Source organism: Hyphomonadaceae bacterium BL14 (assembly GCA_027627705.1).
Classification (GTDB): domain Bacteria; phylum Pseudomonadota; class Alphaproteobacteria; order Caulobacterales; family Maricaulaceae; genus Oceanicaulis.
In genome coordinates this window covers 1,240,875-1,264,088 of sequence record CP091242.1, presented here as the reverse complement: position 1 = coordinate 1,264,088, position 23,214 = coordinate 1,240,875, and the positions used below count along the sequence as shown (strand labels likewise).

The 23,214-nt window shown below is 67.2% G+C and carries 21 protein-coding genes and 1 pseudogene; 13 read left to right on the top strand and 9 right to left on the bottom strand.

Annotated features, from left to right (window positions below):
* Positions 1 to 95: 95 nt before the first annotated feature.
* On the bottom strand, positions 96 to 1,679 hold the full coding sequence (locus tag L2D00_06045; GenBank protein ID WBQ14242.1) for an alkaline phosphatase: 1,584 nt from the start codon (positions 1,677 to 1,679) through the stop codon (positions 96 to 98).
* A gap of 555 nt (positions 1,680 to 2,234) precedes the next feature.
* Positions 2,235 to 3,203: a prolyl aminopeptidase gene (gene pip / locus L2D00_06040; GenBank protein WBQ14241.1), complete on the bottom strand. Its 969-nt coding sequence runs from the start codon at positions 3,201 to 3,203 to the stop codon at positions 2,235 to 2,237.
* 240 nt (positions 3,204 to 3,443) lie between these two features.
* On the opposite strand from pip, the gene L2D00_06035 reads away from it, so the two are divergent.
* Both L2D00_06035 and L2D00_06030 read left to right on the top strand, forming a co-directional pair.
* On the top strand, positions 3,444 to 3,968 hold the full coding sequence (locus tag L2D00_06035; GenBank protein ID WBQ14240.1) for a hypothetical protein: 525 nt from the start codon (positions 3,444 to 3,446) through the stop codon (positions 3,966 to 3,968).
* A 13-nt stretch (positions 3,969 to 3,981) separates the two neighbouring features.
* Positions 3,982 to 4,614, top strand: a complete 633-nt coding sequence (locus L2D00_06030) for a class I SAM-dependent methyltransferase (GenBank protein ID WBQ14239.1) — start codon at positions 3,982 to 3,984, stop codon at positions 4,612 to 4,614.
* Here the strand turns inward: L2D00_06030 and L2D00_06025 are convergent.
* Genes L2D00_06025 through L2D00_06015 form a run of 3 tightly spaced genes read right to left on the bottom strand, consistent with a single transcriptional unit; the run spans position 4,583 to position 7,628 of the window.
* Complete coding sequence (locus tag L2D00_06025; GenBank protein ID WBQ14238.1) at positions 4,583 to 5,686, bottom strand: hypothetical protein; 1,104 nt, start codon at positions 5,684 to 5,686, stop codon at positions 4,583 to 4,585. The two genes, L2D00_06030 and L2D00_06025, sit on opposite strands and share 32 nt — an antisense overlap.
* Complete coding sequence (locus L2D00_06020; GenBank protein ID WBQ14237.1) at positions 5,683 to 6,405, bottom strand: class I SAM-dependent methyltransferase; 723 nt, start codon at positions 6,403 to 6,405, stop codon at positions 5,683 to 5,685. Before L2D00_06020 ends, L2D00_06025 begins: the two co-directional genes overlap by 4 nt.
* On the bottom strand, positions 6,402 to 7,628 hold the full coding sequence (locus tag L2D00_06015; protein WBQ14236.1) for a glycosyltransferase family 4 protein: 1,227 nt from the start codon (positions 7,626 to 7,628) through the stop codon (positions 6,402 to 6,404). The genes L2D00_06020 and L2D00_06015 overlap by 4 nt, the downstream gene beginning before the upstream one ends.
* Before the next feature lie 170 nt (positions 7,629 to 7,798).
* On the opposite strand from L2D00_06015, the gene L2D00_06010 reads away from it, so the two are divergent.
* The 6 genes from L2D00_06010 (at position 7,799) to L2D00_05985 (ending at position 14,414) form a co-directional block, all read left to right on the top strand.
* On the top strand, positions 7,799 to 8,968 hold the full coding sequence (locus tag L2D00_06010) for an MFS transporter (GenBank protein ID WBQ14235.1): 1,170 nt from the start codon (positions 7,799 to 7,801) through the stop codon (positions 8,966 to 8,968).
* Between the two features lie 60 nt (positions 8,969 to 9,028).
* Positions 9,029 to 10,180, top strand: a complete 1,152-nt coding sequence (locus tag L2D00_06005) for an ABC transporter permease (protein WBQ14234.1) — start codon at positions 9,029 to 9,031, stop codon at positions 10,178 to 10,180.
* The gene (locus L2D00_06000) at positions 10,177 to 10,953 is read left to right on the top strand and encodes an ABC transporter ATP-binding protein (GenBank protein WBQ14233.1); all 777 of its coding nucleotides are present in this window, start codon (positions 10,177 to 10,179) and stop codon (positions 10,951 to 10,953) included. The genes L2D00_06005 and L2D00_06000 overlap by 4 nt, the downstream gene beginning before the upstream one ends.
* Positions 10,954 to 10,977: 24 nt before the next feature.
* The gene (locus L2D00_05995) at positions 10,978 to 11,934 is read left to right on the top strand and encodes an MlaD family protein (GenBank protein ID WBQ14232.1); all 957 of its coding nucleotides are present in this window, start codon (positions 10,978 to 10,980) and stop codon (positions 11,932 to 11,934) included.
* Positions 11,931 to 12,590 (top strand): ABC-type transport auxiliary lipoprotein family protein, encoded by a 660-nt coding sequence (locus tag L2D00_05990; protein ID WBQ14231.1) that lies wholly within the window; start codon positions 11,931 to 11,933, stop codon positions 12,588 to 12,590. The genes L2D00_05995 and L2D00_05990 overlap by 4 nt, the downstream gene beginning before the upstream one ends.
* A gap of 144 nt (positions 12,591 to 12,734) precedes the next feature.
* Positions 12,735 to 14,414, top strand: coding sequence for a methyl-accepting chemotaxis protein (locus L2D00_05985; GenBank protein WBQ14230.1), 1,680 nt, complete (start codon positions 12,735 to 12,737; stop codon positions 14,412 to 14,414).
* Between the two features lie 37 nt (positions 14,415 to 14,451).
* Here the strand turns inward: L2D00_05985 and ubiA are convergent, their stop codons facing one another.
* Positions 14,452 to 15,375, bottom strand: coding sequence for a 4-hydroxybenzoate octaprenyltransferase (ubiA, locus tag L2D00_05980; GenBank protein WBQ14229.1), 924 nt, complete (start codon positions 15,373 to 15,375; stop codon positions 14,452 to 14,454).
* Positions 15,376 to 15,466: 91 nt separating this feature from the next.
* Between ubiA and L2D00_05975 the strand changes: the two genes are divergently transcribed.
* The 4 genes and pseudogenes from L2D00_05975 (at position 15,467) to L2D00_05960 (ending at position 18,763) form a co-directional block, all read left to right on the top strand.
* Positions 15,467 to 15,961 (top strand): hypothetical protein, encoded by a 495-nt coding sequence (locus L2D00_05975; protein WBQ14228.1) that lies wholly within the window; start codon positions 15,467 to 15,469, stop codon positions 15,959 to 15,961.
* Positions 15,958 to 16,992: pseudogene (locus L2D00_05970) on the top strand (RsmE family RNA methyltransferase). The gene L2D00_05975 and the pseudogene L2D00_05970 overlap by 4 nt, the downstream one beginning before the upstream one ends.
* Positions 16,993 to 16,996: 4 nt before the next feature.
* A complete protein-coding gene (locus tag L2D00_05965; protein ID WBQ14227.1) occupies positions 16,997 to 17,284 on the top strand; it encodes an RsmE family RNA methyltransferase in 288 nt (95 codons plus the stop codon).
* Positions 17,285 to 17,389: 105 nt separating this feature from the next.
* Complete coding sequence (locus L2D00_05960; GenBank protein WBQ14226.1) at positions 17,390 to 18,763, top strand: glutamate--cysteine ligase; 1,374 nt, start codon at positions 17,390 to 17,392, stop codon at positions 18,761 to 18,763.
* Positions 18,764 to 18,772: 9 nt separating this feature from the next.
* On the opposite strand, the gene L2D00_05955 is transcribed toward L2D00_05960, so the two are convergent.
* Genes L2D00_05955 through L2D00_05945 form a run of 3 tightly spaced genes read right to left on the bottom strand, consistent with a single transcriptional unit; the run spans position 18,773 to position 21,603 of the window.
* Positions 18,773 to 19,648 carry a hypothetical protein gene (locus L2D00_05955; GenBank protein ID WBQ14225.1) on the bottom strand — a complete coding sequence of 292 codons (876 nt, stop codon included), beginning with the start codon at positions 19,646 to 19,648 and terminating at the stop codon, positions 18,773 to 18,775.
* 29 nt (positions 19,649 to 19,677) lie between these two features.
* Positions 19,678 to 20,616, bottom strand: a complete 939-nt coding sequence (locus tag L2D00_05950) for a pirin family protein (protein WBQ14224.1) — start codon at positions 20,614 to 20,616, stop codon at positions 19,678 to 19,680.
* A 48-nt stretch (positions 20,617 to 20,664) separates the two neighbouring features.
* Complete coding sequence (locus L2D00_05945; protein WBQ14223.1) at positions 20,665 to 21,603, bottom strand: FkbM family methyltransferase; 939 nt, start codon at positions 21,601 to 21,603, stop codon at positions 20,665 to 20,667.
* Between the two features lie 80 nt (positions 21,604 to 21,683).
* On the opposite strand from L2D00_05945, the gene L2D00_05940 reads away from it, so the two are divergent.
* On the top strand, positions 21,684 to 23,156 hold the full coding sequence (locus L2D00_05940; protein WBQ14222.1) for a M20/M25/M40 family metallo-hydrolase: 1,473 nt from the start codon (positions 21,684 to 21,686) through the stop codon (positions 23,154 to 23,156).
* The last annotated feature ends 58 nt before the right edge of the window (positions 23,157 to 23,214 follow it).

Here is a 23,214-nt window from a genome sequence, read left to right as displayed (position 1 = left end):
CATATCGGGATGGGTCCCGGACAACCGCTTCGCGGTTTCCGGGAAAGCAGGGGTTGGAGATTGAAGGACCTGGCGTCTTGTGCGTCTCCGCCTGCCTACTCCGCCGCCTGCTGCGCCGCGGCCCGCGCCCGGTTGGCCAGCACCGCGTTCATCACGTGGAACACCGCCGTGTTGTCCACATAATTGCCGTCCCAGCCATAGGGCTCGCCCCAGAGTTCCTGCGCGAACGCGTCATGGCGCTCAAACTGCGCGAACAGGTGTGAGCCGGTGCCCAGCGCCCAGAGCGGCACCAGATCATTGGTGTGATTGCCCGAGGCAAACTGGTGGCCGGGAATCTCGCCGGCACCGCGGTCCTGGACCGCACGGAATTCCACGAAGCGGTCGCGTGCCGGATCAAAGCGGGTCTGGTTCAGGACATCCTGATCCATCGTGATCTGCTGGGGCAGGCCCGAGGCGGCCTCGAACGTGCCGTCACCCCAGATGCCGCCGGTTTCGTGGTCGGAGGTGATGATCAGCAAGGTGTCGTCCCAGCTGGAATGGGTCTCCACCCAGTCAATGACAGCGTTGACCGCGGCATTGAAGTCCATCTGCTCCTCGATGAAGCGCGGCATGTTGTTGGCGTGACCCATCCAGTCCACCGCGCCGCCTTCGATCATGAGAAAGAAGCCGTCCGGATCCTGATTGAGCACATTGAGCGCCGCCCGGCTCATGGTGGCGAGATCGGGCATGTCGGGGTTGAACGCCATGCCCGACGGGGTGGAGGCGTCTGCCGGGAAGTCCATGCGCGTGGCCTGATGCGAGCCGGTGGAGGGCAGGATGCCAATCAGCCGGGCGGGCAGATCGCCGCCGCCTTCGGCCAGCTGTTCGAACGCCGCGCGCTCGCGGATCAGGGTATAACCGTTCAGCCCCTCTTCGCCGGTGAGCGCCGTCCAGGTGTCGCGGCCGCCAACAAAGTTGAAGGCGCGGTCATTCGGTTCCTCGACCGGGCGTCCGGTCGGGTCAAAATAAGGATCGCCCGTGCCCATCATCACGTCCAGGCGGCCGTCGGCCATCTGTTGGAAAATCTCGGCGTACTGGTTGCGGAAGTCCACCTGCGCCCAGACCGAGGCCGGCGTGGCGTGGGAGACCTGCACCGTCGCGATGGCGCCGGTGGCCAGGCCCATTTCATGGGCGATATGGCCGATGGTCTGCAGCCGCTGGCTTCCGTCCCAGGTCATGTTGAGCCGGCCGGGCGAGGTCTTGCGGCCGCTATGAAGCGCCGTGCCGGCGGCAGCGGAGTCGGTATAGGAGGTATAGGCGATGGACACGTCGCCGAAGTCATTGGCGAAGGCACCTTCCAGGCGCGTCCAGCGATCACGTGGATCATAGTATTGGGCCTCGGCACCGCGCGCGGCATCGATCTGGTTGTTCTCCAGCACCGACCCGTCCGGGGCGATCAGGCGCAGGGCGTAGTGGGCCGAGGCGCCCACATAGGGCGCCGTGCCGTCGGGGCGGACGACCTGATAAGGCTGGGCTCCAGCGCGGCCCTCGTAATAGTCGGCGGCGAGCCAGCCATTGAAGCCGGCACCATCCGAGATCATCAGGATGACATTGCGCGCGCCCGGCGCTTCAGCGGCAAAAGCCGCACCCGGCACCAGAGTGAGGACGGCAGCAGCGGCAAGATAACGAAAGCGGATCATGGGCAACGAAGCCTCCAGTCTGGATCAGATCAGGTCAGGTCAAAACCAACTTATCGAGTGTTTGTCACGTCGCCATGACATGGTGCGCACGCGCGCTGCGGCCAGCCGGGTTTGCCGGGCGCAGGGGGAGAAAAGGGCAGCCTCTTTCCTCCCCGGTTGCGGGGGAGGTGTCCGCGTAGCGTACGGAGGGGGACGCGGCCTTTCTTTTTCCCTCTCCTGATGGGGAGGGTGGGCCGGGGCGTCAGCCCCGGGCCGGGTGGGGTGATGGCGCCGCCCGGTGCAGGTTTCTAGTGGCCGCCTTTCGGCGGCGCCCCCACCCCGCCCCCCCCGGTGGGGGAGGGGGAGCTGTGTCAGCCATTCGCAAACATGTTGAAACGAAGAGCCAAGACGCCGCCGCATCTGTCCCTCCCCTTGAGGGGAGGGCCAGGGTGGGGTGTGCGGCGGTGAGGGGGGGCGTCCGGGTTGCTGAGAAGGCACGCCCCCCGGACCAGACTTTGCGGCCTCACCCCCATGCGTGGGAGGCGAGAGTTCTGTTCCGCCTACCCCCGTTACATTTCACGCGAACCTTCGCGCCATATTGTCGGTGGCGCGCACCAGGGCGTCGATGGTGCCCGGTTCGCCTGCGGCGTGGCCGGCGTCAGGGATGATGTCGAGGCGCGCCGCCGGCCAGGCCCTGGCCAGGCGCCAGGCGGTCTGCACCGGCGTCACCATGTCATAGCGGCCCTGGACGATAATGCCGGGAATGTCCTTGAGGTGGCCGGTTTCCTCGAGCAATACGCCGTCATAGTCGAGGAAACCGCCATGGATGAAGTAATGGGTCTCCATGCGTGCCAGCGCGTCGGCCCGGCGTGGCTCGGGCGAGGCGGCGTTCGGATCGGCATGCAGGCTGATCAGCGCGCTTTCCCAGCGCGCCCATTCAATGGCGTCCGCGCGGCGCGCAGCCACATCGCCCGACAGGCGCCGGTGATAGGCTTTGAGCACATCCTCGCGCTCGGTGGCGGTCAGGCGGGCAGTGAGCCGCTCCCACGCGTCAGGGAAAAGCCGGTTGGCGCCGTCGCGGTAAAACCAGTCAATCTCCCCGCGCGTGCAGGCAAACACGCCGCGCAGGATCATGGAGATCACCTGTCCGGGGCAGGCGCGGGCATAGGCCAGGGCCAGCGTGGCACCCCAGGACCCGCCAAACACCACCCAGCGGTCCACGCCCAGATGCGTGCGCAGATGTTCCATGTCGTTGATCAGGCGGCCGGTGTCATTGGCCTCCACCTCGCCATGAGGCGTGGAGCGGCCACAGCCGCGCTGGTCGAAGATGATGATGCGGTAGACGCGCGGGTCGAAGAAGCGGCGCATGGCCGGTGCCGCGCCGCCCCCGGGTCCGCCGTGCAGGGCCACGACAGGCAGGCCGTCGGGGCGCCCGCACTCTTCGTAATACATGCTGTGCCCGTCGCCGACATCGAGATGACCGCTATGGGCCGCGTCGATGGGAGGGTAGAGGCCCAGACGTCTGGTATTGCGATGCGTATCCATGCCTCAGGCCCGTCCCGACACCCAGGGTCAACCGGGCGCTGCGCGCCCTGCCAGTGATATTTTCCTTTTGTTAGCCGTGACAGTATGCCCTTTTATATCGAGTTGAAAGCGGTGTCGGAGGGGGTTCGGCACCGCGCTGGCGAGGGAATACGTGTGCGTTCAGTATGGGTGATGCGGTCCTGTCTGACCGCTTCTGCATTATTGATATCGACCGGACTGGCGGCCTGTGCGGGCGCGCCGATGGATATGTCAGCCGGTTTCAATGGCGCTTCGGATGCAACGGCCCACGCAGAGCTGCACCAATCGGCGTCGCGCCTGCGCTTCCTGGTCGAGGATCAGGGCTGGACGCTGGGCGGCACACCTCTGATGGCGCGCCTGATCCGGGGCCATGACAGCACCGGTGAACGCGCCGTGGCGCGGTATCTTGACGCAGTCGAGGGCAATCCCGCTGCCGTGCTCTCAGCCGATGCGGGGCGCCTGACACAAGCGTCTCACCAGACCGCGTCGCTGGCCATGCGGGCGGCGTCTGCGCCAAACGCAGGCCCGGAGGCGCTGGCAGCGGATCTGGCGGCTGTGGAGGGGGCGCTGGCGGCGGTGCGGCGCGCGAAGGGCTTCTTCCTTGCGGCCGCTGAAGACGCCGGCGCCGGGGGCGAGCGTCTGACCGGGGCGTTGTCCGAGCTGGGTGAGGCCGAGCAGCATCTGGCGCTGGCTGCGGACGCGCTGGCCGAGCGCCGCTGGGCCACGCGCCTCGGCGCGGTCAGCTAGGCTCAGCTGTGTCATGACCCTGGCCATTCCGGGCGACCGGCTCGATCCGCAATCCATCAAGGGATTTCTGGCGCACGATGAAGGCGAGGCGCTGCAGGCGCGCGCCCTTGAGGCCGCTGCGGCCGCGCCCGGCGCGCTGGTGGAGATCGGCTCGTGGTGCGGGCGCTCCAGCGTGTATCTGGGCCGGGCTGCGCGGGCGGCGGGCCGGGTTCTGTTCGCCGTGGACCATCATCGCGGATCGGAAGAGCATCAGCCTGGAGAAGGCTATCACGATGCCTCGCTGTTTGACGCCGAGCTGGGCCGCGTGGACACGCTGCCCGCCCTGCGGCGCACGCTGGCGCTGGCCGATCTGGAAAACTGGGTGATCCCCGTGGTGGGCCGGTCAGATGCGGCCGGCGCGGCCTGGTCCGGGCCGCTGGCCTTCGTGTTCATCGATGGCGGGCATGCCATGGAGACCGCGCTGGCTGACTATCGCGCCTGGGCCGGTCATTTGGCGCGCGGCGGCGTGCTGGCCATCCATGACGTGTTCCCCGACCCCAAAGACGGCGGGCGCCCGCCCTATGAAATCTGGAAGCTGGCGGTGGCGTCCGGCCTGTTCGAGCCGGCGGGCCGGGTCAATACGCTCGAGTTTCTGCGCCGGGTTTGAGCCAGGCGTCGGCGCGCGCGTGGCGCACCATCAGATCGTGGCCGGGCGCCAGCTCGAACAGGGCGTCGGCGGCCAGCACCACGGCGGCTGACGTCCAGCCCGGGCGTTCTTTCGGCCAGATCATCCCCAGATCGAACTGCCAGCCCATCCAGTAGCCGCCGCCCCCGCGCGCCAGCGGTGCCAGATCGCTGATCAGACCCAGGGCCCGGTCGCGCCACCCCACTGACAGGCACGCCATGGCGAGCTCGGCGGTTTCGGCTGCCGTGATCCACGGTTCCTCGGCGACACAGCGGCAGCCCAGATCGGCGACCACGAATTTCGCCCAGCCTGCCTCCAGCCGGTCGCGCGCCGCCTGACCCCTGATGGCACCGCTGAGGGCGGGATAGTACCAGTCCATGGCATAGCGCGTCCGGTCTTCGCCCAGCCGGTCAAAGCGCTCGGGCGTGTGACTGAAAACACGGGCGATGGCGGCGCGTGCGCGGGCCCAGTCCGGCTTGCGCTGTCCCAGGGCGTCGGCGATGCGCAGGCCCGCTTCAAAGCTCTTGAACAGCGAGGCATTGCCGGCGCGCAGGGAGTCGATCTCCTCCAGGGGCTGGCCCGGATCGGGATCGCGCCAGACAATGTCGCCGGCCTCGCACTGGCGCGCCGCGACCCAGTCCAGCGCGCGCGTGACCATGGGGGCGTGGCGCGCAATCAGGCGCGGCTCGTCCAGCGCCAGGGCGCAGCGCAGCACGGTCACGGCGGTATAGCCGGTGAAATTGGTGTCGCGGGCGGTGACGGGAATGGCGGGCGGGGCGATGCGCTCGCCGCTTTCGTCCATGGGCACGCCCGCGCCCAGCTCCCCGGTCCAGCCGCCATCGGCCTCCTGACGCGCCGCCAGAGCGTCCAGGGCCTTGGTCACGGCCTCGCTGCGTCCGGCGACCGCCAGCGCCATGGCGCTTTCGCCGTGATTCCACGGGTCCCACACCCCGGCCTCGACCCAGGGAATCGTTCCGTCACGGCGCTGCAGCGCCTCGATCCGGTCAGCGCAGGCGGCGACATCCACGCCGAGATGCAGGGCGCGCGGGCTCATGCGTCAGCCTTTTGAAAATACATCGCCACCGATTTGCCCAGCACCGGGTTCAAGGCCGCCTCCAGCCAGCGGGTCAGGCGGGGGCGCTTCATCAGATCCCATTCCAGAAAGCGCCGGTAGAGCGCCACCGACCGGCTCTGCTCCTGACGCGCCCATTTGGCGCAGCGCAGCCACCAGTACGGGCTGTGCAGAGCGTGGGCGTGGTGGCGCTTGTAGGCGGTGAGGCCGCGCGCCTCGACCTGTTCCTGCAGGGTGCCAGGGCGGAAAATGCGCACATGGCCGCCGGGCGTATTGCTGTAATCGTCCGACAGGCGCCAGCAGATCGCCTCGGGCCAGTAGCGCGGGACCGACAGCGCAAACCGGCCGCCGGGCTTCAGGATGCGGGTGATCTCGGCCAGCGCCGCGTCCACGTCGGGCAGGTGTTCGAGCACCTCGCTGCAGATCACCGCGTCGAAGCTGGCGTCCGGCCAGGGCAGGCGCGCCGCATCACCCACACACCAGACCGCGCTGCGCGGCGGCTGCTGGGACGGTGGCGGCAATTGGAAGAAACCGTCGACGGCGCCTTTCAGATCGTCCAGCGACAGGTCCAGCATCACCACGTCCAGCGCGCGCTCATGCCAGTACAGCGCATGGGAATGGCGCCCCCGGCCGCAGCCGAGATCAAGCACGCGCTGACCATCCTTGAGGTCCAGCGCATCCAGGCGCAGCGTGACCATCATGGGGCGGCGGCGCCTTCGCGCGCAGACAGAGCCTCGTCGTACAACGCAAGCGCGGCGCGGGCATGATCGTCCCAGCGGAAGGCGGACGCGGCACGTGCGGCGCAGGCGGCCCCGATCCGGGCGCGGCGGTCAGGATCGCCGAGCAGGCCCGACAGTGCCTGTGCCAGAGCCTGGCTGTCGCCCGCCGGTGTCACGAGGCCGGCATCGCCCGCGACTTCCGGCAGGGCGCCGCCATCGGAGACGATCACCGGCGCGCCGCAGGCCATTGCCTCAGCGGTAGGAAAGCCGAAACCTTCAAACCGCGACGCGGAGACGAACACCGTGCAGCGCCGGTAGAGATCGGCGATGGCCTCGCGGGTGAGGCCGGAGACGAAGGTCACCTGATCCATCAGACCGGCGCGTTCGAGCGCGCGTTTCGCCTGACCTTCGCGCAACTGGCCGATCACGGTCAGGCGGACGATGCGGCCCTCGCGCTTGAGCGCGTCCAGCGCCTCGATGAGCACGTCGAGGCCTTTGATGGGGACATCTGCCGAGGCCAGCGCAACCAGCTTGTCCTCCTCCCGCACGACCGCCGGATCGGGATAATACGTCGCGTGATCAATGCCGTTATGGGCCACCATGACGCGCGCCGGATCGACCCCGCAACGCGTGGCATAGGCGCGGCGCGACGCCTCTGACACACACAGGAAATGCTCCAGTTTTCGCGCTGCGCGCGCCTGCACCTCCACAAAGGAATGCCAGCGTCGCGACAGGATGCGGCCCATGCGCGTCGCCGCGCCCGCCACAGCGAAATCCCGATCAATGGCGATGGGATGGTGCAGCGTGGTGATCACCGGCGTGCGCTTTGCGATTCGCGCCAGAGGTGCGGCCAGGGTCTGGTTGTCGTGGATCACGTCGAAGCGGCCGGCATTGGCGGCGAGGAAGGATTCCAGACGCAGGGCAAACGCCGTCATTTCACCAAAGGCACCGGTATTGTGCGCAGCCCACTCATGCAAATCAGCCTGCGAAACCAGATGCTTCCAGCGCAGCGCCATGAGGGCGTTGGGCGCGGCGAACAAATCCAGCGAGGGCAGGCGCTCCAGCACAATCGCGTCATCCAGCTCCGGGTAGGGCGGTCCGGAGGCGACGGTCACAGAGCAGCCCTCGCGCGCCAGCGCCCGCGTCAGCTCGCGCACATACACGCCCTGTCCCCCGACATGGGGGTGGGAGCGGTAGCTCGTCACCAGAACCCGCAAAGGCACGGATCGGCGAGGGGGGTGCAGGGCGTCTTTCATCGGCGCGGGACGCTATAGCGCGCGGGGGCGAAGGCCAAGAGCAAACACTGTTCACCCGCAGGGGCAGCGCGCGCTCGCGCCTTTCGCAAATCCTCGCAGCGCGCTAGAGGCTTGCAGCCATGGAGCTGCGCCTTTTCCCCCTGCCGCGCCCGGCGCGTTTTGCGTTGTTCTACAGCGCCTTCTATATCGGCTTTGGTGCCTATCTGCCCTACATGCCGGTCTGGTTCGAGGCGCGGGGCTTAAGCCCTGAAATGATTGGCGCTGCAGGGGCGGCGGCTATGGCGGGGCGGGTGCTGGCGGCGCCGCTGGGGGCGTATCTGGCCGACCGCGCGCCGCGCCGGCGCATGGCGGTGGCGGCCTTCTCGATTGCGGCGCTGCTGATCTTTCTGGCGCACATTCCGGCGCGCGAGCCCTGGCTGATCGTCGCGCTCGCAGGGCTGGCGGGCGGCGCCTATACCGGCATCAACCCGATCATCGACGCGTTCGCCATGGGCGAATCGCGCCGGCGCCGGTTCGCGTTCGGACCGCCGCGCGCCATCGGGTCAGGGGCGTTCATCCTGGGCAATGTGGGCTGCGGCGCGCTGATCTCGCTGCTCGGCGGGGAGGCGGCGCTGTACTGGACGCTGGCCGGGGCCGCGCTGGCGGTGCTGGCCTCGTTCTGGTTGCCCGAAGGCCGGCGCGCCCCGGCGCCGCCTGCGGGGGTCCCGCGCCCCGGTGTGCGCGCCGCACTGATGGCCGGCGGCATGCCGCTGGCGTTTGCTGCCTCGGCACTGATCCAGGGCGCGCACGGGTTCTATTACACGTTCTCGGCGGTGGCCTGGCAGGCGCAGGGGATCGCCCCGGCCTGGATTGGGGCGCTATGGGCCACCGGCGTGGGGGCAGAGATTGTCTTCTTCACACTGTCGGCGCGCTATATGGCGCGGTTTCCGCCTGCGGTGCTGATGGCGGTGGGCGGTGCAGCGGCGATCCTGCGCTGGGGATTACTCTCCCTGTCGCCGCCGCTCGCGGCCCTGTTTGTGCTGCAAGGCCTGCATGCGCTGAGCTTTGGCGCAACCTATCTGGGTTTCCTGCGTTATGCGTCTGATCACGTGCCCGACCGGTTCGCGGCCACGGCGCAGGCCGTCAACTCGGCTTTGTCGGGCGGGCTGGTCCTGGCCGCCGCCAGCTTCACCTCCGGTTTCGCCTATGCGGCGTTCGGGGCGGGCGGGTTTGCCATGATGGCGATCCCGGCCGGGCTGGGTCTTGTCTGCGCCATAACGCTCGCAAACCGGGGGCGAAGCAGGCCATAATCTTGCCGGACTTGAGACCAAGGGTCTGAACGGCGAGGGTAAAGGGGTCCAGACTCGAATATGAGCGCCGATACGATCAAGCCTGGCCGGGCAAGTCTCTCGACGCGCCTGGAGGCCGGACGCCTGATCCTGGAGCCGCGTGGCGACTGGGTCGTGCAGGCTATTGCGCGACTGGATGCGCCGCTGCGCAAGCTGGAAGCCGAGAGCGACCCGGGCAGTCTCGCACTTGACGTGACCGGCCTGGGGCGGATCGATACGGCGGGCGCGTATCTGCTGGGCCGCACCTTCGGGGCGTGCCCGGATGCGGGTGATGACATCACCTATATCGGCGAACACCCCACCGCCCGGCGCCTGATCTCGGATATCCGAACCCGTCAAGTGCGCTGCCAGCCCGAGCCCGATATCGACCGGTCATTCATGGGCATCATGGCGCGCATCGGTGCCGGCGCTCATGCGGTCTGGCTGGAAACCGTGGAGAGCTTTGCGTTTTTCGGGCGCACCGTCCTGACGGCGCTGGCGGTGGCGCCGATCCCGACACGCTGGCGTGTGACCTCGATGGTGGCGCTGATGGAATCGGTGGGCGTCAATGCGCTGCCGATCATCGCGGTCCTCTCCCTGTTCATCGGTGCCGTGGTCGCCTACATGGGCGCCAACCTGCTCGAAGTGTTCGGGTTTTCGATTTTCACCGTCGACCTCGTGGGCATTGCCGTGCTGCGCGAGTTTGCGGTGCTGATCACGGCCATCCTGCTGGCGGGGCGCTCGGCCTCGGCCTTCACCGCCTCCATCGGATCGATGAAGATGCAGCAGGAAGTCGACGCCATGAAGGTCATGGGGCTCGATCCGTATGAGGTGCTGGTCCTGCCCCGGCTGGTGGCCTGCGTGGTGATGGCGCCGCTGCTGACCCTGGCAGCGATGCTGAGCGGGTTGTTTGGCGGCATGCTGGTCAGCTGGACAACGCTGGATATTTCGCCGGCCCAGTTCATCATTCGCCTTCAGGACTCAGTGCCGATCCAGCACATGTTTGTGGGCCTGTCGAAAGCCCCTGTGTTCGGCCTGATCATCGCCGTCATCGGTTGCCGCCATGGTCTGAAGGTGGGCGGTGATGTGGAGAGCCTCGGGTCGGCGGTGACCACAGCGGTGGTGCAGGCGATTTTTGCCGTGATCCTGATCGATGCCCTGTTCGCCATGCTTTATCTGGAGCTCGACATATGAGCGCCGACCTGCTCATCGAAGTGCGCGGGCTGGTGACCCGGTTTGGCACCCATGTGGTCCATGACGGGCTGGACCTGGAGGTCCGGCGTGGCGAGGTTCTGGGTATTGTCGGCGGCTCGGGATCAGGCAAGTCGGTGCTGCTCAATTCCATCATCGGCCTGCTCCAACCGGCCAAAGGCGAGATCCTGTTCGACGGCAAGGCGCGCTCGAAATTCACCGGCGAAGAGCAACTGGCACTGGAGCGGCGCTGGGGTGTCCTGTTTCAGTATGGCGCGCTGTTCTCTGCACTGAGCGTGCGCGAAAACGTCATGGCACCGATGCGCGAGCACCTGTCCATGGGCCGCGCGCTGATGGAAGAGCTGGCCGACCTCAAGATTTCGCTGGCCGGGCTGGGCCCTGAGGCTGCCGGCAAGCTGCCGTCCGAGCTGTCGGGCGGGATGCGCAAGCGCGCCGCGCTCGCGCGTTCACTGGCCCTGGACCCCGATATTCTCTTTCTCGACGAGCCGACGGCGGGGCTTGATCCCATCGCAGCGGGTAAATTCGACACATTGATCGGGGAATTGTCGAAGACTCTGGACCTCACGGTAGTGATGATCACGCACGATCTTGATACATTGCACACGATTTGCGACCGGGTGGCGGTCATCGCGGAAAAGCGCGTCATCGCCAATGCGCCGCTGGCCGAGCTGACGCAAAACCCGCACCCGTGGATACAGGAATATTTCGGCGGACCGCGCGGGCGGGCCGCGCTGCGCTCGGGTGCCGGGCAATGAAGGCGCGAACAGGCGGACTGAATTATGGAAACTAAAGCCCATCACGCCCTCGTCGGCTTTTTCGTCGTCTTTCTGGTGCTGGCCGGGGGCTTTTTTGCGCTCTGGCTCTCGCAGATGGCGTTTGACCGCGAGTATCGCGAATACGACGTCCTGTTCGAGGGGCCGGTGCGCGGGCTGCGTGTGGCGTCCGAAGTCCGCTTCAACGGCATCCAGGTCGGGGAGGTTACCGATCTGGGGCTTAATCCTGAAGACACCACTCAGGTGGTCGCGCGCATTCGTGTGGATGCGACCACGCCGGTGAAAGTGGACTCCGTCGCGCAGCTGGAGCCGCAAGGCCTGACAGGCTTGTCGCTGATCCAGGTGTCGGGCGGATCACAGGACGCTGCGCGCCTGGAAGGCCGGTTCGGTGACCGGGCACCGCGCATCTACGCCCGCCAGACCCAGCTGGACGAGCTGATATCCGGGGGCGAGACGCTGCTGGAAAGCTCACAGGTCGCGTTTACGCGCGTCGGCGCGCTCCTGAGTGAGGAGAATATCGCCACCTTCTCGCGCACGATGAGTAATATCGAGGTTCTGACCGCTGAACTCGCGCAGGAAGACGGGCTGGTCACCGAGCTGCGCACGGCCCTGCGCAGCCTCGACCAGGCCGCCCAGGACGTATCGGGCGCGGCCATCAGCCTTGAACAGTTCGGCCGCACCGCCGAAGCCTTCCTGACAGACGAAGTCGGGGTAATGGTGGCTGACGTGTCGGCCGCCTCGATCGAGGTGGACCGCGCCTCGCAGGAAACCTACGCCATGCTGACCGAACTGCGCCCCGGTCTGGAGCGCTTCACCGAAGAAGGCCTGGGGCAGCTAACCGCCGCCATTCGCGATCTGCGCGCGGCGCTGGCGGCGATTGAACGCATTGTGCTCGATCTGGAAGAAGACCCGTCGGGCTTTGTTGCCCGTTCGGCGGGTGACGAAGTGGAGGTGCCGCAATGAGCGCTCTGAATCGCAAGCGCCCGCTGGCGCTGGGGGCTGCATTGGCGGCGATCCTGGCCCTGAGCGGGTGCATCTCGCTTCTGCCCGAGAGCAATCCGCGCATGCTCTACAGGCTGGATACCGGAACCTCCGAAACGGCTGACGCGCCCGTGCGCGGGGCCATTGCGCTGAGTGTCGAGCGTGTGTCCGCGCCGCGCGCGCTGGCGGGTGACAAGATCGCCATCGATCGCGGCGGTGCCATTGCCTACATGGCCGGTGCCGCGTGGGCCTCGCCTGCGCCGGCGATGTTCGAAAGCGTGCTGGAAGACGCCTTCCAGGCCGCTGCGCCGCAAGTGTCGCCTGTGCGGGCCGAGGACGGGGTGAGTGCGCGCTTCCGTCTGGACGTGGCGCTGCGCCGGTTCGAGGCGGTGTATGATCAGGGTGACAGCGCGCCGCCGCTGGTGCGCGTGACGGTGCGGGCGCGCATCATTGACTGTGACGAACGCATTCTCGCTGCGCGTCAGGTGTTCAATCACGAGGTCCGCGCCAGCGCTCATCGCCAGGGCCCCATCGTGGACGCTTTCTCAAGCGCGTCGGGTGACGCTGCGCGGGACATTGCGCGCTGGGCGGCGGCGACCGTTTGCGCGGCGGACCCGGAAGCAGAGGCCTGCGGCTGAAGGCTCTGTGCGGAATCCCGTCCCGGATGGGCCAGGCCATCAGACAGTGACCCTGCGGCGGCACGGCGATGAAGCTGTCACGATGGTTTACGGCGCATTATCCTATCTGGGCCATTCCTGTCCCAAGTTGCTGGGAGAGTGAAAATGAGTATTCGCGTCAAGATTTTTTTCGCGCTGGGCGTGTTTGGTCTCGTGTCGGTCATTCTGGCAGGCCTCGGAATTCAAAGCATGCAGGCTTACAATGTCCGGGTGGCAGCGTACGAGAATGCTGCCGACCGCGCCTTTTACGGCGAGCACCTCAACCGCCTTGTGACGGCTGTGGTGATGGAATCGCGCGGCATCTACGCCTCGGACACGACTGAGCAGGCGGCACCGTTCGCGCAAGGCTTGATGCGGCGTCTGGATGCCATCGACGCGCTGCTGGATGAATGGAGCCAGATCGTGCCGGCTTCGGGTGAAGACCGGGTCTTGTTTGAAGCGGTCCGGGCCCGTACGGCGGAGTTTCGGGCATTCCGCGCAGAGACGGCGCGCCTGGGGGCCAATGTGGACCCCGCGCTCGCGAACGTTCAGGGCAATAACGATGCGAACCGCTCCAACCGCCGCGCCTATCAGGAAGAAATCAACGCGGTGGTAGACAAAAATCGGGTCGAGCTTGATGCGATCAAGGCCGAGCTGGCGGCATTCTATGAAACCCGTTTTATGGTTCTGTTGATCATTGCTGTCGCCGGTGTCGCCGCGGGGCTTGGCCTGGGCCTGTTCATCGCCGTGTTCCAGGTCAGCCGGCCGCTCAAAAACGTAACTCACGTGCTGGAACAGGTCTCCAAAGGTGATCTGTCGGTGGAAGTCCCGGCCGTTCAGACCCGTGACGAGATCGGCCAGCTCTGGACCACGGTCGGCGTCTTGCGCGCGACCCTGAACGAGGCGCAGGCGCTCAAGGCCGATCAGGAGCAGGCGGAGGCGCGTCAGCGCGCCGCGCAGCGCGAGACAATGATCCACACCGCTGAACAATTCGAGTCCGAGGTCGGTGCCTTGATCGAGGACGTCTTCCAGGCTGCGGGCCGCGTCTACAAGGCCGCCGGCGTCGTCAACTCGAACGCGACCCGCTCCAGCGAAGAATCCACCTCGGCCGCCGCTGCCTGCGAGGAGACGTCGGCCAATGTGCAGTCGGTGGCCGGCGCGTCGGAAGAGCTGTCCGCGTCCATCCTGGAGATCTCACGCCAGATTTCGGACGCCTCCTCGCTCATCGGCCAGGCTGTATCCACGGCCCGGGCGACCGATGCCGATGTGCGCGCCCTGGCTGAAAATGCCAGCAAGGTGGGCGAAGTCGTCTCGCTGATCCACGGGATTGCCGAGCAGACCAATTTGCTGGCGCTGAACGCCACCATCGAAGCGGCCCGCGCTGGCGAAGCCGGCAAGGGCTTTGCGGTCGTGGCCAACGAGGTGAAGGCGCTCGCCACCCAGACCGCCAAGGCGACGGGCGATATCGAGGCCCAGATGACCGCCATCCAGGCGGCGACGGGCCACACGGTCGATCGTATCGCCGATATCGTGAAGCGCATCAGCGATCTGGATGCTCTGACCGGGGGCGTGGCCACCTCTGCCGAGCAACAGGGTGCTGCCACCAGCGATATCGCCCATTCCATTCAGGAAGCGGCAGCGGCAGCCGGTCAGATCGCCTCGACGGTCGAGGCGCTCAAGCAGATTTCCGATGGCAATGGCGAAGCGTCGAGCCAGCTGCTTGAGGCGTGCGAAACGCTGAACGGCCGCGCCGATCAGCTCAGGACAGAGATGACCCGCTTCGTCTCGGGTATCAAAGCCGCCTAGGGATGCGGAGCGCTGCGCCACCATCGTGGCGCGGCGCTCACAACCCGCCCAGCAGGAACGCTCCGGTCAGAAGCAGGCCGGTCGACACGCTCGCCTTGAACCTGATCAGACAGGCCTCGTTGTCATCGGGGTCAAAAGTCTGGGCGATGTGGAACAGGTGCGCAGCGTACAGCGCAAAGCCCAGCGCAAAGGCAAGGCCTGCGCCGCCCGCCAGCGCGGCGGCCAGAGCCAGCCCCGCCGAGGCGATATAGCATGCCAGCACGAAGGGCTTCACTGCGCCTTCAAGCCTCAGGGCCGAGGACTTCACCCCGGCCAGAGCGTCATCTTCCTTGTCCTGACAGGCGTAAATGGTGTCATAGCCCAGCGTCCACACCACCAGCGCGGCATAGAGGAACAGGATGGCCGGGGTGAACAGCACCCCCGCTGCCGCGCCGGCGACCAGCACGCCCCAGTTGAAGGTGAGACCCAGCCAGGCCTGGGGCCACCAGGTGATGCGCTTCATGAACGGATAGGCCGCCACCAGCACCATCGCTGCCAGCGCCGTCAGGATGGCCGGCACGGGCAGCATGACCAGAACGATCAGGCCGACGAAAAGCTGCGCGCCCAGGAATATCTGCGCCTGGCGCAGCGTCACTGTCCCTGCCGCCAGCGGCCGGTCGGCCGTGCGCGCCACGCGCGCGTCCAGATCGCGGTCGATCATGTCATTCCAGGTGCAGCCTGCGCCGCGCATGGCCACCGCGCCGATGCCGAACAGGAGGGCCAGGCGCAAATCGTCCCAGCCGATTCCGGCCTCCAGCCGCGCCGCCGCCAGACCCATCCAGCACGGGAGGGCCAGCAGCCAGAAGCCCACGGGCCGGTCATAGCGCGCCAGACGCAGATAGGGCCGGGCGAAGGCCGGCGCGCGGTCCACCCAGGTCCTGGGCAGGGAATCAAGGACGGGACGATCAGGATTGAGGGTCATGATGAGTGGCCAGATGCTGCGCGGCGTGTTCAGAGAGATGACATAACGATACCCTACACCGGTAGCGTGTCGTCATGCGGGAGCAGCACATATGGTCGCAAGAGCCATCATGGCCACCGCAGCGTGGCCGCTCATTGTCTGCACGGCAGCTGAAGCTCAGCGGGAGCGGTGGCCCGTCGCCGCCGAAGACGCCGTAGCGCGCTCGATCGCCCAACCGGATGCGCCCCTCGATCCTATGGCCATCGAGATGAATGTGTGCGGCTCGGGGGAAAGTGGGGGTCTGGGCTATCTCAACTCGATGCCTGACTACCGCGATCCGCGCTCGCTCAATGTAGAGCTCATGCCTAGCGTGCGTGCGGACCTTACCGAACAGCTGGGCGGTGATCCGGTCGACATTCTGCTGAACAAGCGGATTATTGTCTTCGGCCAGCCACGCCAGGTCAGGATAGAATGGATGCTCGGGGGCGAGCCAATGGGCGCGTCCTATACCCAGACGCAGCTGCGTCTCCAGACCGCAGGGCTGCTCGAGCCGGCGATTATGGACGGAAACCTGGCCGCGGCCGACTGCGGCGACGCAAACCCTTGAGCACCGATCCCCGCCTGTTCGTTGACGCGCCCCTGAGCCAGGGTGCCCCCCTGACCCTCGAGCGCGATCAGGCGCATTATCTGGTGTCGGTCATGCGCCGCCAGCCGGGCGATGGCGTGCGGGTGTTCAACGGTCGCGACGGCGAATGGCGCGCTGCGCTGGTCTCTGCGGGCAAGCGCGAGGCGCGCCTTGAGATCGCCGAGCGCCTGCGCGAACAGGCCGTCCCGCCGCCCCTGACCCTGTATTTCGCCCCGGTGAAGAAGGCGCGCACCGACTTCATCGTGGAAAAAGCCACCGAGTTGGGCGCGCGCGCCATCATCCCGGTGCTGACCCGGCGCACCAATGCCGAGCGCGTGCGCACAGACCGTCTATCCGCGCTCGCCCGCGAAGCCGCCGAACAGACCGAGCGCCTGGATGTGCCGCATATCGGTGAACCGGTGCGCCTCGACGCGCTCATGGACGCCTGGCCGCAGGATCAGCGCCTGATCTTCTGCGACGAGACCGGCGGCACCCCGATGCTGGAGGCGCTGCTGGCTGTCCGCAACGAGCAGCGGTTCCGGGTCAGCGCGGATGGCCAGTTCATCGAGGCGGTGCCGGACCCAGCCGGCTTTAGCGTGGGTGCCCGCCGGCCCGAGCCCCATGCCCGGACGCTGGCAATGGCGCGGCGGCTGCGCGCTAAACCGACGCCCGCGGAGGCCAAGCTCTGGGCGCTTTTGAAAGACATGAGAGTTCCGGGTGCCCATTTCCGCCGCCAGGTGCCGATTGGGCCGTATGTGGCGGATTTCGCTTGTCTGTCGCGCAATCTGGTGGTCGAGCTTGATGGCGGTGGCCATGGCGGACGCCGCGACCGGGAGCGCGACGCCTGGATGGAGGCCCAAGGTTACCGCGTCCTGCGCGTCTGGAATGCCGAGCTGTTCGAAAACGCCATGGGAGTCGCGGAGGTGATTGCTGAAGCGCTGCACCACCCCACCCCAACCCTCCCCTCAAGGGNRRGGRRKTNTGGGCAGCACTTTGGGTCAAAAGACAGCTGAATCGGTGTCAACAGCTCTCCCTCCCCCACCGGGGGAGGGCCGGGGTGGGGGGCGCAGTGGTCCGGATGATCCGCCAGCTTCAAACCACAGCGAGAGGCGCAAGACAGGAACGGCTCAACACTGGTCCATCCTGATCGGTCCGGAGGGCGGGTTTGCGCCGGAGGAGCGTGAGCGGTTGCGGGCGTTGCCTGGCGTCGTGCCGGTGAGCCTGGGGCCGCGCATTCTGCGCGCCGACACAGCGGCCGCTGCAGCCCTTGCCCTGTGGCAGGCTATCCTGGGTGATTGGGGCTGAGCGCTCGCGATCCTGTGAGCCGCGAGGCGATATCCGCCCTTGCCGCATGGGCTTTGCCCGCCTAACTGTGCGGCCCAGATGCGAGGCGGGCCGGAGGCGCAGACCATGAGCGGAACCTATAATCCCGGCGGCGAGGGCGATCCCATCGAGAGCAAGGCGCAGCTGATTGCGCACTCGGCCTCGGGAGAGAAGCCGCGTGAGCGCTGGCGCATCGGCACCGAGCACGAGAAATTCGGCTTCACCCGCGAGACCCGCCAGCCTCTGGCCTATGAGGGCGACGGCGCCAGCGTGCGCAAAATGCTCGACGGCCTGACCCGCTTTGGCTGGCAGCCTATCGTAGAGGACGGCAAGACGGTCGCGCTCAAACGCCAGGACGGCTCCATCACGCTGGAGCCGGGCGGGCAGTTTGAGCTGTCGGGCGCCCCGCTGGAGACGCTGCACGAAACCTGCCGCGAGGTGAACGGGCATTTGCGCGAGGTGCGCGAGGTGGCCGACGAGATCGGCGCGGGCTTCCTGGGCCTCGGCTTCACGCCGGTGTCGGCGCTGGCCGACATTCCGATGATGCCGAAGGCGCGCTACCAGATCATGCGCGACTACATGCCGAAAGTGGGCGGGCTCGGCCATCAGATGATGTTCCGCTCGTGCACCGTGCAGACCAATCTCGATTTCTCCAGCGAAGCCGACATGGTCAAGAAAATGCGCGTCTCGCTGGCGCTGCAGCCGGTGGCCACCGCCCTGTTCGCCAACTCCCCCTTCGCCGACGGGCGCCCGAACGGCTATCTGTCCTACCGCGCCCATGTCTGGACCGATGTGGACCCCAACCGCACCGGCATGCTGCCCTTCGCCTTCGAAGAGGGGTTCGGCTACGAGCAATACGTGGACTGGGCGCTGGATGCGCCGATGTATTTCGTCAAGCGCGAGGGCCGGTATATCGACGCCTCGGGCCAGTCCTTCCGCGACTTTCTGCAGGGCAAGCTGCCCGCACTGCCGGGCGTGATCCCGGTCCTGAGCGACTGGGAGGATCACCTGTCCACCCTGTTTCCTGAAGTGCGCCTGAAAACCTTCCTGGAGCAGCGCGGCGCCGATGGCGGTCCGTGGAGCAATCTGTGCGCCCTGCCGGCTTTCTGGGTGGGCCTGCTCTATGACGATGCGGCGCTGGACGCGGCGTGGGAGTATGTGAAGGACTGGACGCGCGAGGAACGCGCCTGCCTGCGCATCGGCGCGGCGCGCTTTGCGCTGAAAACCCCGTTCCGCACCCGCACTTTGCAGGACGTCGCCAAGGACGTGCTGGCCATCGCCCGCTCAGGGCTCAAAGCACGCGCCCGCCTTAACGCCCACGGCGAGCACGAAGCGCTGTTCCTCGATGATCTTGACGACATCGCCCGCTCCGGCCTCAGCCCCGCCGAACGCCTGTTGGAGCGCTATCACGGCCCCTGGGGCGGCAAGCTGGATGCGATTTTTGAAGAGGCGGCGTATTAGGGGCGGTCTTTAGCGCCGCTGCGGGATATCGCACAGCGCGGGCCGGTCCCGCGCTGTCTCGCCCCGGTTCACATCATCAAGAATGATAAAATCCACATCCTGGGTTGGTTGCAGCCGCGCACGCTCCGCGCATCCGATCATACCCTCCCCGGTGCGCAAAAGGACCGCCGCTTCGGGCAGGGCGGCGCACGCCGCATGGTCAAGGATGAAGATGCTGCGCTCGTGATACCAGCGGGCGGTTTGAGGCGGCATCTGATAGACGGTGACGGGATCGCGGCCTGACAATTTGGCCAGGTGCGCCGTGAGCCAGCCATGGGCGCCGTCTTGGGTCTCCCCCCAGCGTTCAGACACGTGCGCGTGGCCGGCATGGACCATGATCAGCTCAGGCTGGCGCTGGCGGCGCAGGTCTTCCAGCCGCTCCGCCGCGACCCGGTCGCGCCGGTTGGGCAGTCGTGCGGACAGGCCGCGCTGCGCCAGGCCATCATCTGTCAGATGATCGGCCCGTCGCGCGTCATAGCCGAACGCCGCGATCTGGTGATGATCCAGCACCCGCCAGATGTCCTGAAAATAGTGCGAGCGTGTGTAGCCGCCGCTAGATGCAGGATCGGCCTCGGCCAGCGGCGGGTGCCTTGGAAACGCTTCCGCCGCGAACAGCATTTCGCGTGTGGGCGCCAAGGCTGCCAGAACGCAGGCCGAGACATGGCGGTGCCAGTCCACGTCATGGTTCTCATTGAGGAGCAGGTAGGCGGGCTGTGTGGCGTCGACCGCCTGAAGGATGGCTGCGATTGCCGGGTCGGTGTCAGGGCTCTCAGGCCCAGTCGGCGTCGCTTTGGCTGCGCCGCTCGCGGCGGCGGCGACGAAGATCAAAGCAAAGGTGCAAACCATGGGCTGTTCATGTGTTCAAGCGCCCCCCCTCAACTCGTCGGACAATCTTCCGTCTGCGCGGGCGGCAACCCCGGCTGCGGGTCGCCGGGCAGGGCGATCCAGTCGTGTTCGCCCGGCGGGAGGGCGAAGGGGGCAGCCTTGAAGCCGCTGGCAATGCTGGCGCGCCAGTCGGTCTTGGCCTGTTCGATGCGGGCCTTGCTCGACGAGACGAAATTCCAGTCGATATGGCGCTCGCCGATATTGGCGCCGCCCAGGATCATGAGCCGGCTGTCGGCGCGCACGCGGATCACCGGCGCCTCGCCGGGCGCGAACACCGCCAGATGGCCTGCGCTCACCGGTTCGCCCCCGGTTTCGATCAGGCCTGACACGACATAGGCGGCCAGTTCGCCATGGCCTTTGGGCAGGTCGATGGCCGAACCGGCGGGCGCATCGGCGTGGATATAGATGAGGGGCGAGAAGGTCTTGACCGGCGAGCGATGCTCCCAAGCCGTCCCCAGGATGAGCCGCATCTGCGCGCCGCCGCGCTCGAACCGGGGTAGCTCTTCCGGGTCGTGATGGTGGAAGGCGGGGGCGACCTCCTCGGCCTCGTCCGGCAGGGCGATCCAGGCCTGGATGCCGTGCAGGGCGTGTCCGGCGGCGCGCGCCTTCGGGCCTGTGCGCTCGCTGTGGGAGATGCCGCGTCCGGCGACCATGACATTCACGGCACCGGGCGTCAGGGTCTGGTGCACGCCGAGCGAGTCGGCATGGTCCATCTCGCCCTGGAACAGATAGGTGAGGGTGGCCAGGCCAATATGCGGGTGCGGGCGCACGTCCACGCCTTCGTCGGGCGCGAAGGTGGCGGGGCCCATTTCATCGAGGAAAACGAACGGCCCCACCCGGCGGCGCTTGGCCGACGGCAGGACGCGGGAGACGGAAAATCCGCCCAGATCCTTGCGCCGCCCTGTCAGGATGAAATCAAGCTCGGCCATGGTGCGCCGCCCCTTCATGGTGCGCCGCCCCTTATGGTTCTGGTGTGTCTAGTGGGCCCCGTCCGGGGTCAGGCGCAAAATCTGGTTCATGCGGGTGGTCTCGACGATCTGGTAGCCCCGCCCCAGCGCCAGCTGTGCGGCATCGGGACCCGTGCGGCCGGCCAGATCAGCCCGCTCCAGGATCATGATATCGGGCCAGCGCGCGCGGTCTGCGCCCGCGAAAAAGGCGCGCAGGATGGCCGCCTCGCCGCCCTCCACGTCGATCTTGACGGCGTGGACCTTGTCGATACGCATGTCATCCATGAGGCGCGGCAGCGTGGTCACGCGCACCGCTTCGCCTCCGGGCGCGGGCAGGCCGGCCAAAGCCGCACCGCCGAGATTGCCCGGCACATAGCGCAGCACGTCCTCGCCCTCGTAATCGGCCAGCGCCATGCCCGAAATCTCGATATTCGCCAAACCGTTCTGGCGGGCATTGAAGGCGATGCGCCGGCGCATCTGGCCCTGCGGCTCAACGGCGATGACCCGGCTGGCCGGACCGCCGGCATGGGCCGCGACCAGCGCATACAGACCTGCATTGGCACCGATATCGATGAACACCTTGCCCGGACCCATGGCGGTCCGCACGGCGGCGAGTTCGTGCGGGTCAAAGCATTGCGGCGTGAGGAAGGCGCGTTTTTCGCTGAGATTGTCGCGCGGGTAGAGGCGCAGCGACAGCCCGAAGGCATGCACGTCGGCCGCATCGCCTTTCAGCCCCGCCAGCGCCGCCGGGCGCAGGGCACTGGCCAGGCGCAGTCCGGTCCGGTTGGCGGGCAGGCGGGAGGCCAGCCCCCGCGCTGCCTGACCGAACCAGGCGGGGGTGAAGCGGCCATAGTCGGGATCGGGCTTGGATGCCGTCATGGAGCGGGCGCGCGGGCGCGCCGGGGCGTTACGGCGGGCTGCACTGCCGGTCTCGGCCGGGACGTCAGGTGCGTCAGGTGCGTCGTTCATGGCAGCGTTATAGCGCGGGTCCTGCGTCGCGCCTACCACGCACGGTTTGCAGCCGGGGGCGATGTCATTACGATGGCGTCATGAAACTGTTGGGAGATCCAGTCATGCGCCTGGCGATTGCGGCGGCTGCGGCCGTATTCCTGTCCATTCCTGCCCAGGCAGCCGAACTGCCCGACGAGGCGCGCGCCCAGGCCCGCGCCCTGGCGGAGGCGGCGCTGGAGAGCAACCTCGCCTATGAGATCACTGAGTCGCTGACCACCGAAATCGGGCCGCGCCTGGCCGGCACGCCGCAGGAAGCACGCGCGCGCGACTGGGCCGTGGAGATGCTGACGGAGCTGGGCTTTGAAAACGTCCGGGTCGAGGATTTCCCGATGGATTTGTGGACGCGCGGCCACTCCATCTTCGAGGAAGTAGCCATCACCCACCCTTATCCGCAGGAGCTTTACGCCACCTCGCTGGGCGGTGCGGCCGCGACACCGGAAGGCGGCGTGGAGGCCGAGATCGTGTTCTTTTCCAGCTTCGATGAGTTGCTGGAATTTGACGGGGCGGAGGATGCGCTGGAAGGCAAGCTGGTCTTCGTCAATGACCGCATGACCGCCGGGCGCAGCGGCGAAGGCTATGGGTGGGCCAACCGCAAGCGCACGCAAGGCTGGATCCAGGCGGAGAACCGGGGCGCAGCGGGCCTGCTGATCCGGTCGGTGGGCACATCGTCCAACCGCTTCGCCCATACCGGCATGATGAGCTTCCCCGCCCAGCGCCTGCCGGAAATCCCGGCGCTGGCGGTTTCGGCGCCGGACGCCGACCAGATCGAACGCATCCACGCCTCGGGCGAGACCATCCGGGTGGCGCTGCGCACCCATTCGGGATGGCGTGGCCAGGTGACGAGCGGCAATGTCATCGGCGAGATCGTGGGATCTGAAGCGCCCGAGGAAATCGTGATCATCGGCGCACACCTCGACAGCTGGGACACCGGCACCGGTGCGCTGGACGATGGGGCAGGCGTGGGCATCGTCACGGCGGCGGCGCGCCTGATCATGGAATCAGGCCAGCGCCCGCGGCGGACCATCCGCGTGGTGCTGTTCGGGGCCGAGGAAGTCGGCCTGGTGGGCGCCCGCGCCTATGCCAGTGCCCGCATGGAAGACGGTACGGTGGGCCAGCACATCATCGGATCGGAGTCCGATTTCGGCGCGCGCCCGGTCTGGCGTCTGTCATCAGGCGTGGGGGAGCATGCCGTGAGCTTTTTCGACGCCATGCAGGGCGAGCTGGCGTTTCTGGGCATTGAGCGCGGCGGCAACAGCTCGGGCGGCGGGCCGGACATGATCCCGCTGGCGGCCATGGGCGTGCCGATGGCACGGCTGGATCAGGACGGGACGGACTATTTCGAGTTCCACCACACGCCCAACGACACGTTCGACAAGATCGTGCCGGAAGAAATGGCCCAGAATGTCGCGGCCTGGACGATGTTCACCTGGCTGGTCGCCGACAGCGACGCCGACTTCCGCGCCCGTCCCGATCCGGAGGCCGACGCGGCGGATGGCGAGGCGTCTCAATAGTTTCCAAGCCGGAAATCCGGTCCTGCGCGATCTCTGCCTTAAACCGCGCACGCGGTGC

Bases quoted from the DNA above. Each gene is read 5' to 3' on its own strand.
- L2D00_05960 (WBQ14226.1), top strand. From the start codon at position 17,390: ATGAGCGGAACCTATAATCCCGGCGGCGAGGGCGATCCCATCGAGAGC.
- L2D00_06010 (WBQ14235.1), top strand. From the start codon at position 7,799: ATGGAGCTGCGCCTTTTCCCCCTGCCGCGCCCGGCGCGTTTTGCGTTG.
- L2D00_05945 (WBQ14223.1), bottom strand. From the start codon at position 21,603: ATGAACGACGCACCTGACGCACCTGACGTCCCGGCCGAGACCGGCAGT.
- L2D00_05950 (WBQ14224.1), bottom strand. From the start codon at position 20,616: ATGGCCGAGCTTGATTTCATCCTGACAGGGCGGCGCAAGGATCTGGGC.
- L2D00_06035 (WBQ14240.1), top strand. From the start codon at position 3,444: ATGGATATGTCAGCCGGTTTCAATGGCGCTTCGGATGCAACGGCCCAC.
- L2D00_06030 (WBQ14239.1), top strand. From the start codon at position 3,982: ATGACCCTGGCCATTCCGGGCGACCGGCTCGATCCGCAATCCATCAAG.
- L2D00_06005 (WBQ14234.1), top strand. From the start codon at position 9,029: ATGAGCGCCGATACGATCAAGCCTGGCCGGGCAAGTCTCTCGACGCGC.
- L2D00_06000 (WBQ14233.1), top strand. From the start codon at position 10,177: ATGAGCGCCGACCTGCTCATCGAAGTGCGCGGGCTGGTGACCCGGTTT.
- L2D00_05975 (WBQ14228.1), top strand. From the start codon at position 15,467: ATGGTCGCAAGAGCCATCATGGCCACCGCAGCGTGGCCGCTCATTGTC.
- pip (WBQ14241.1), bottom strand. From the start codon at position 3,203: ATGGATACGCATCGCAATACCAGACGTCTGGGCCTCTACCCTCCCATC.
- L2D00_05985 (WBQ14230.1), top strand. From the start codon at position 12,735: ATGAGTATTCGCGTCAAGATTTTTTTCGCGCTGGGCGTGTTTGGTCTC.
- L2D00_06025 (WBQ14238.1), bottom strand. From the start codon at position 5,686: ATGAGCCCGCGCGCCCTGCATCTCGGCGTGGATGTCGCCGCCTGCGCT.
- L2D00_05955 (WBQ14225.1), bottom strand. From the start codon at position 19,648: ATGGTTTGCACCTTTGCTTTGATCTTCGTCGCCGCCGCCGCGAGCGGC.
- ubiA (WBQ14229.1), bottom strand. From the start codon at position 15,375: ATGACCCTCAATCCTGATCGTCCCGTCCTTGATTCCCTGCCCAGGACC.
- L2D00_06020 (WBQ14237.1), bottom strand. From the start codon at position 6,405: ATGATGGTCACGCTGCGCCTGGATGCGCTGGACCTCAAGGATGGTCAG.
- L2D00_05990 (WBQ14231.1), top strand. From the start codon at position 11,931: ATGAGCGCTCTGAATCGCAAGCGCCCGCTGGCGCTGGGGGCTGCATTG.
- L2D00_05940 (WBQ14222.1), top strand. From the start codon at position 21,684: ATGAAACTGTTGGGAGATCCAGTCATGCGCCTGGCGATTGCGGCGGCT.
- L2D00_06045 (WBQ14242.1), bottom strand. From the start codon at position 1,679: ATGATCCGCTTTCGTTATCTTGCCGCTGCTGCCGTCCTCACTCTGGTG.
- L2D00_05995 (WBQ14232.1), top strand. From the start codon at position 10,978: ATGGAAACTAAAGCCCATCACGCCCTCGTCGGCTTTTTCGTCGTCTTT.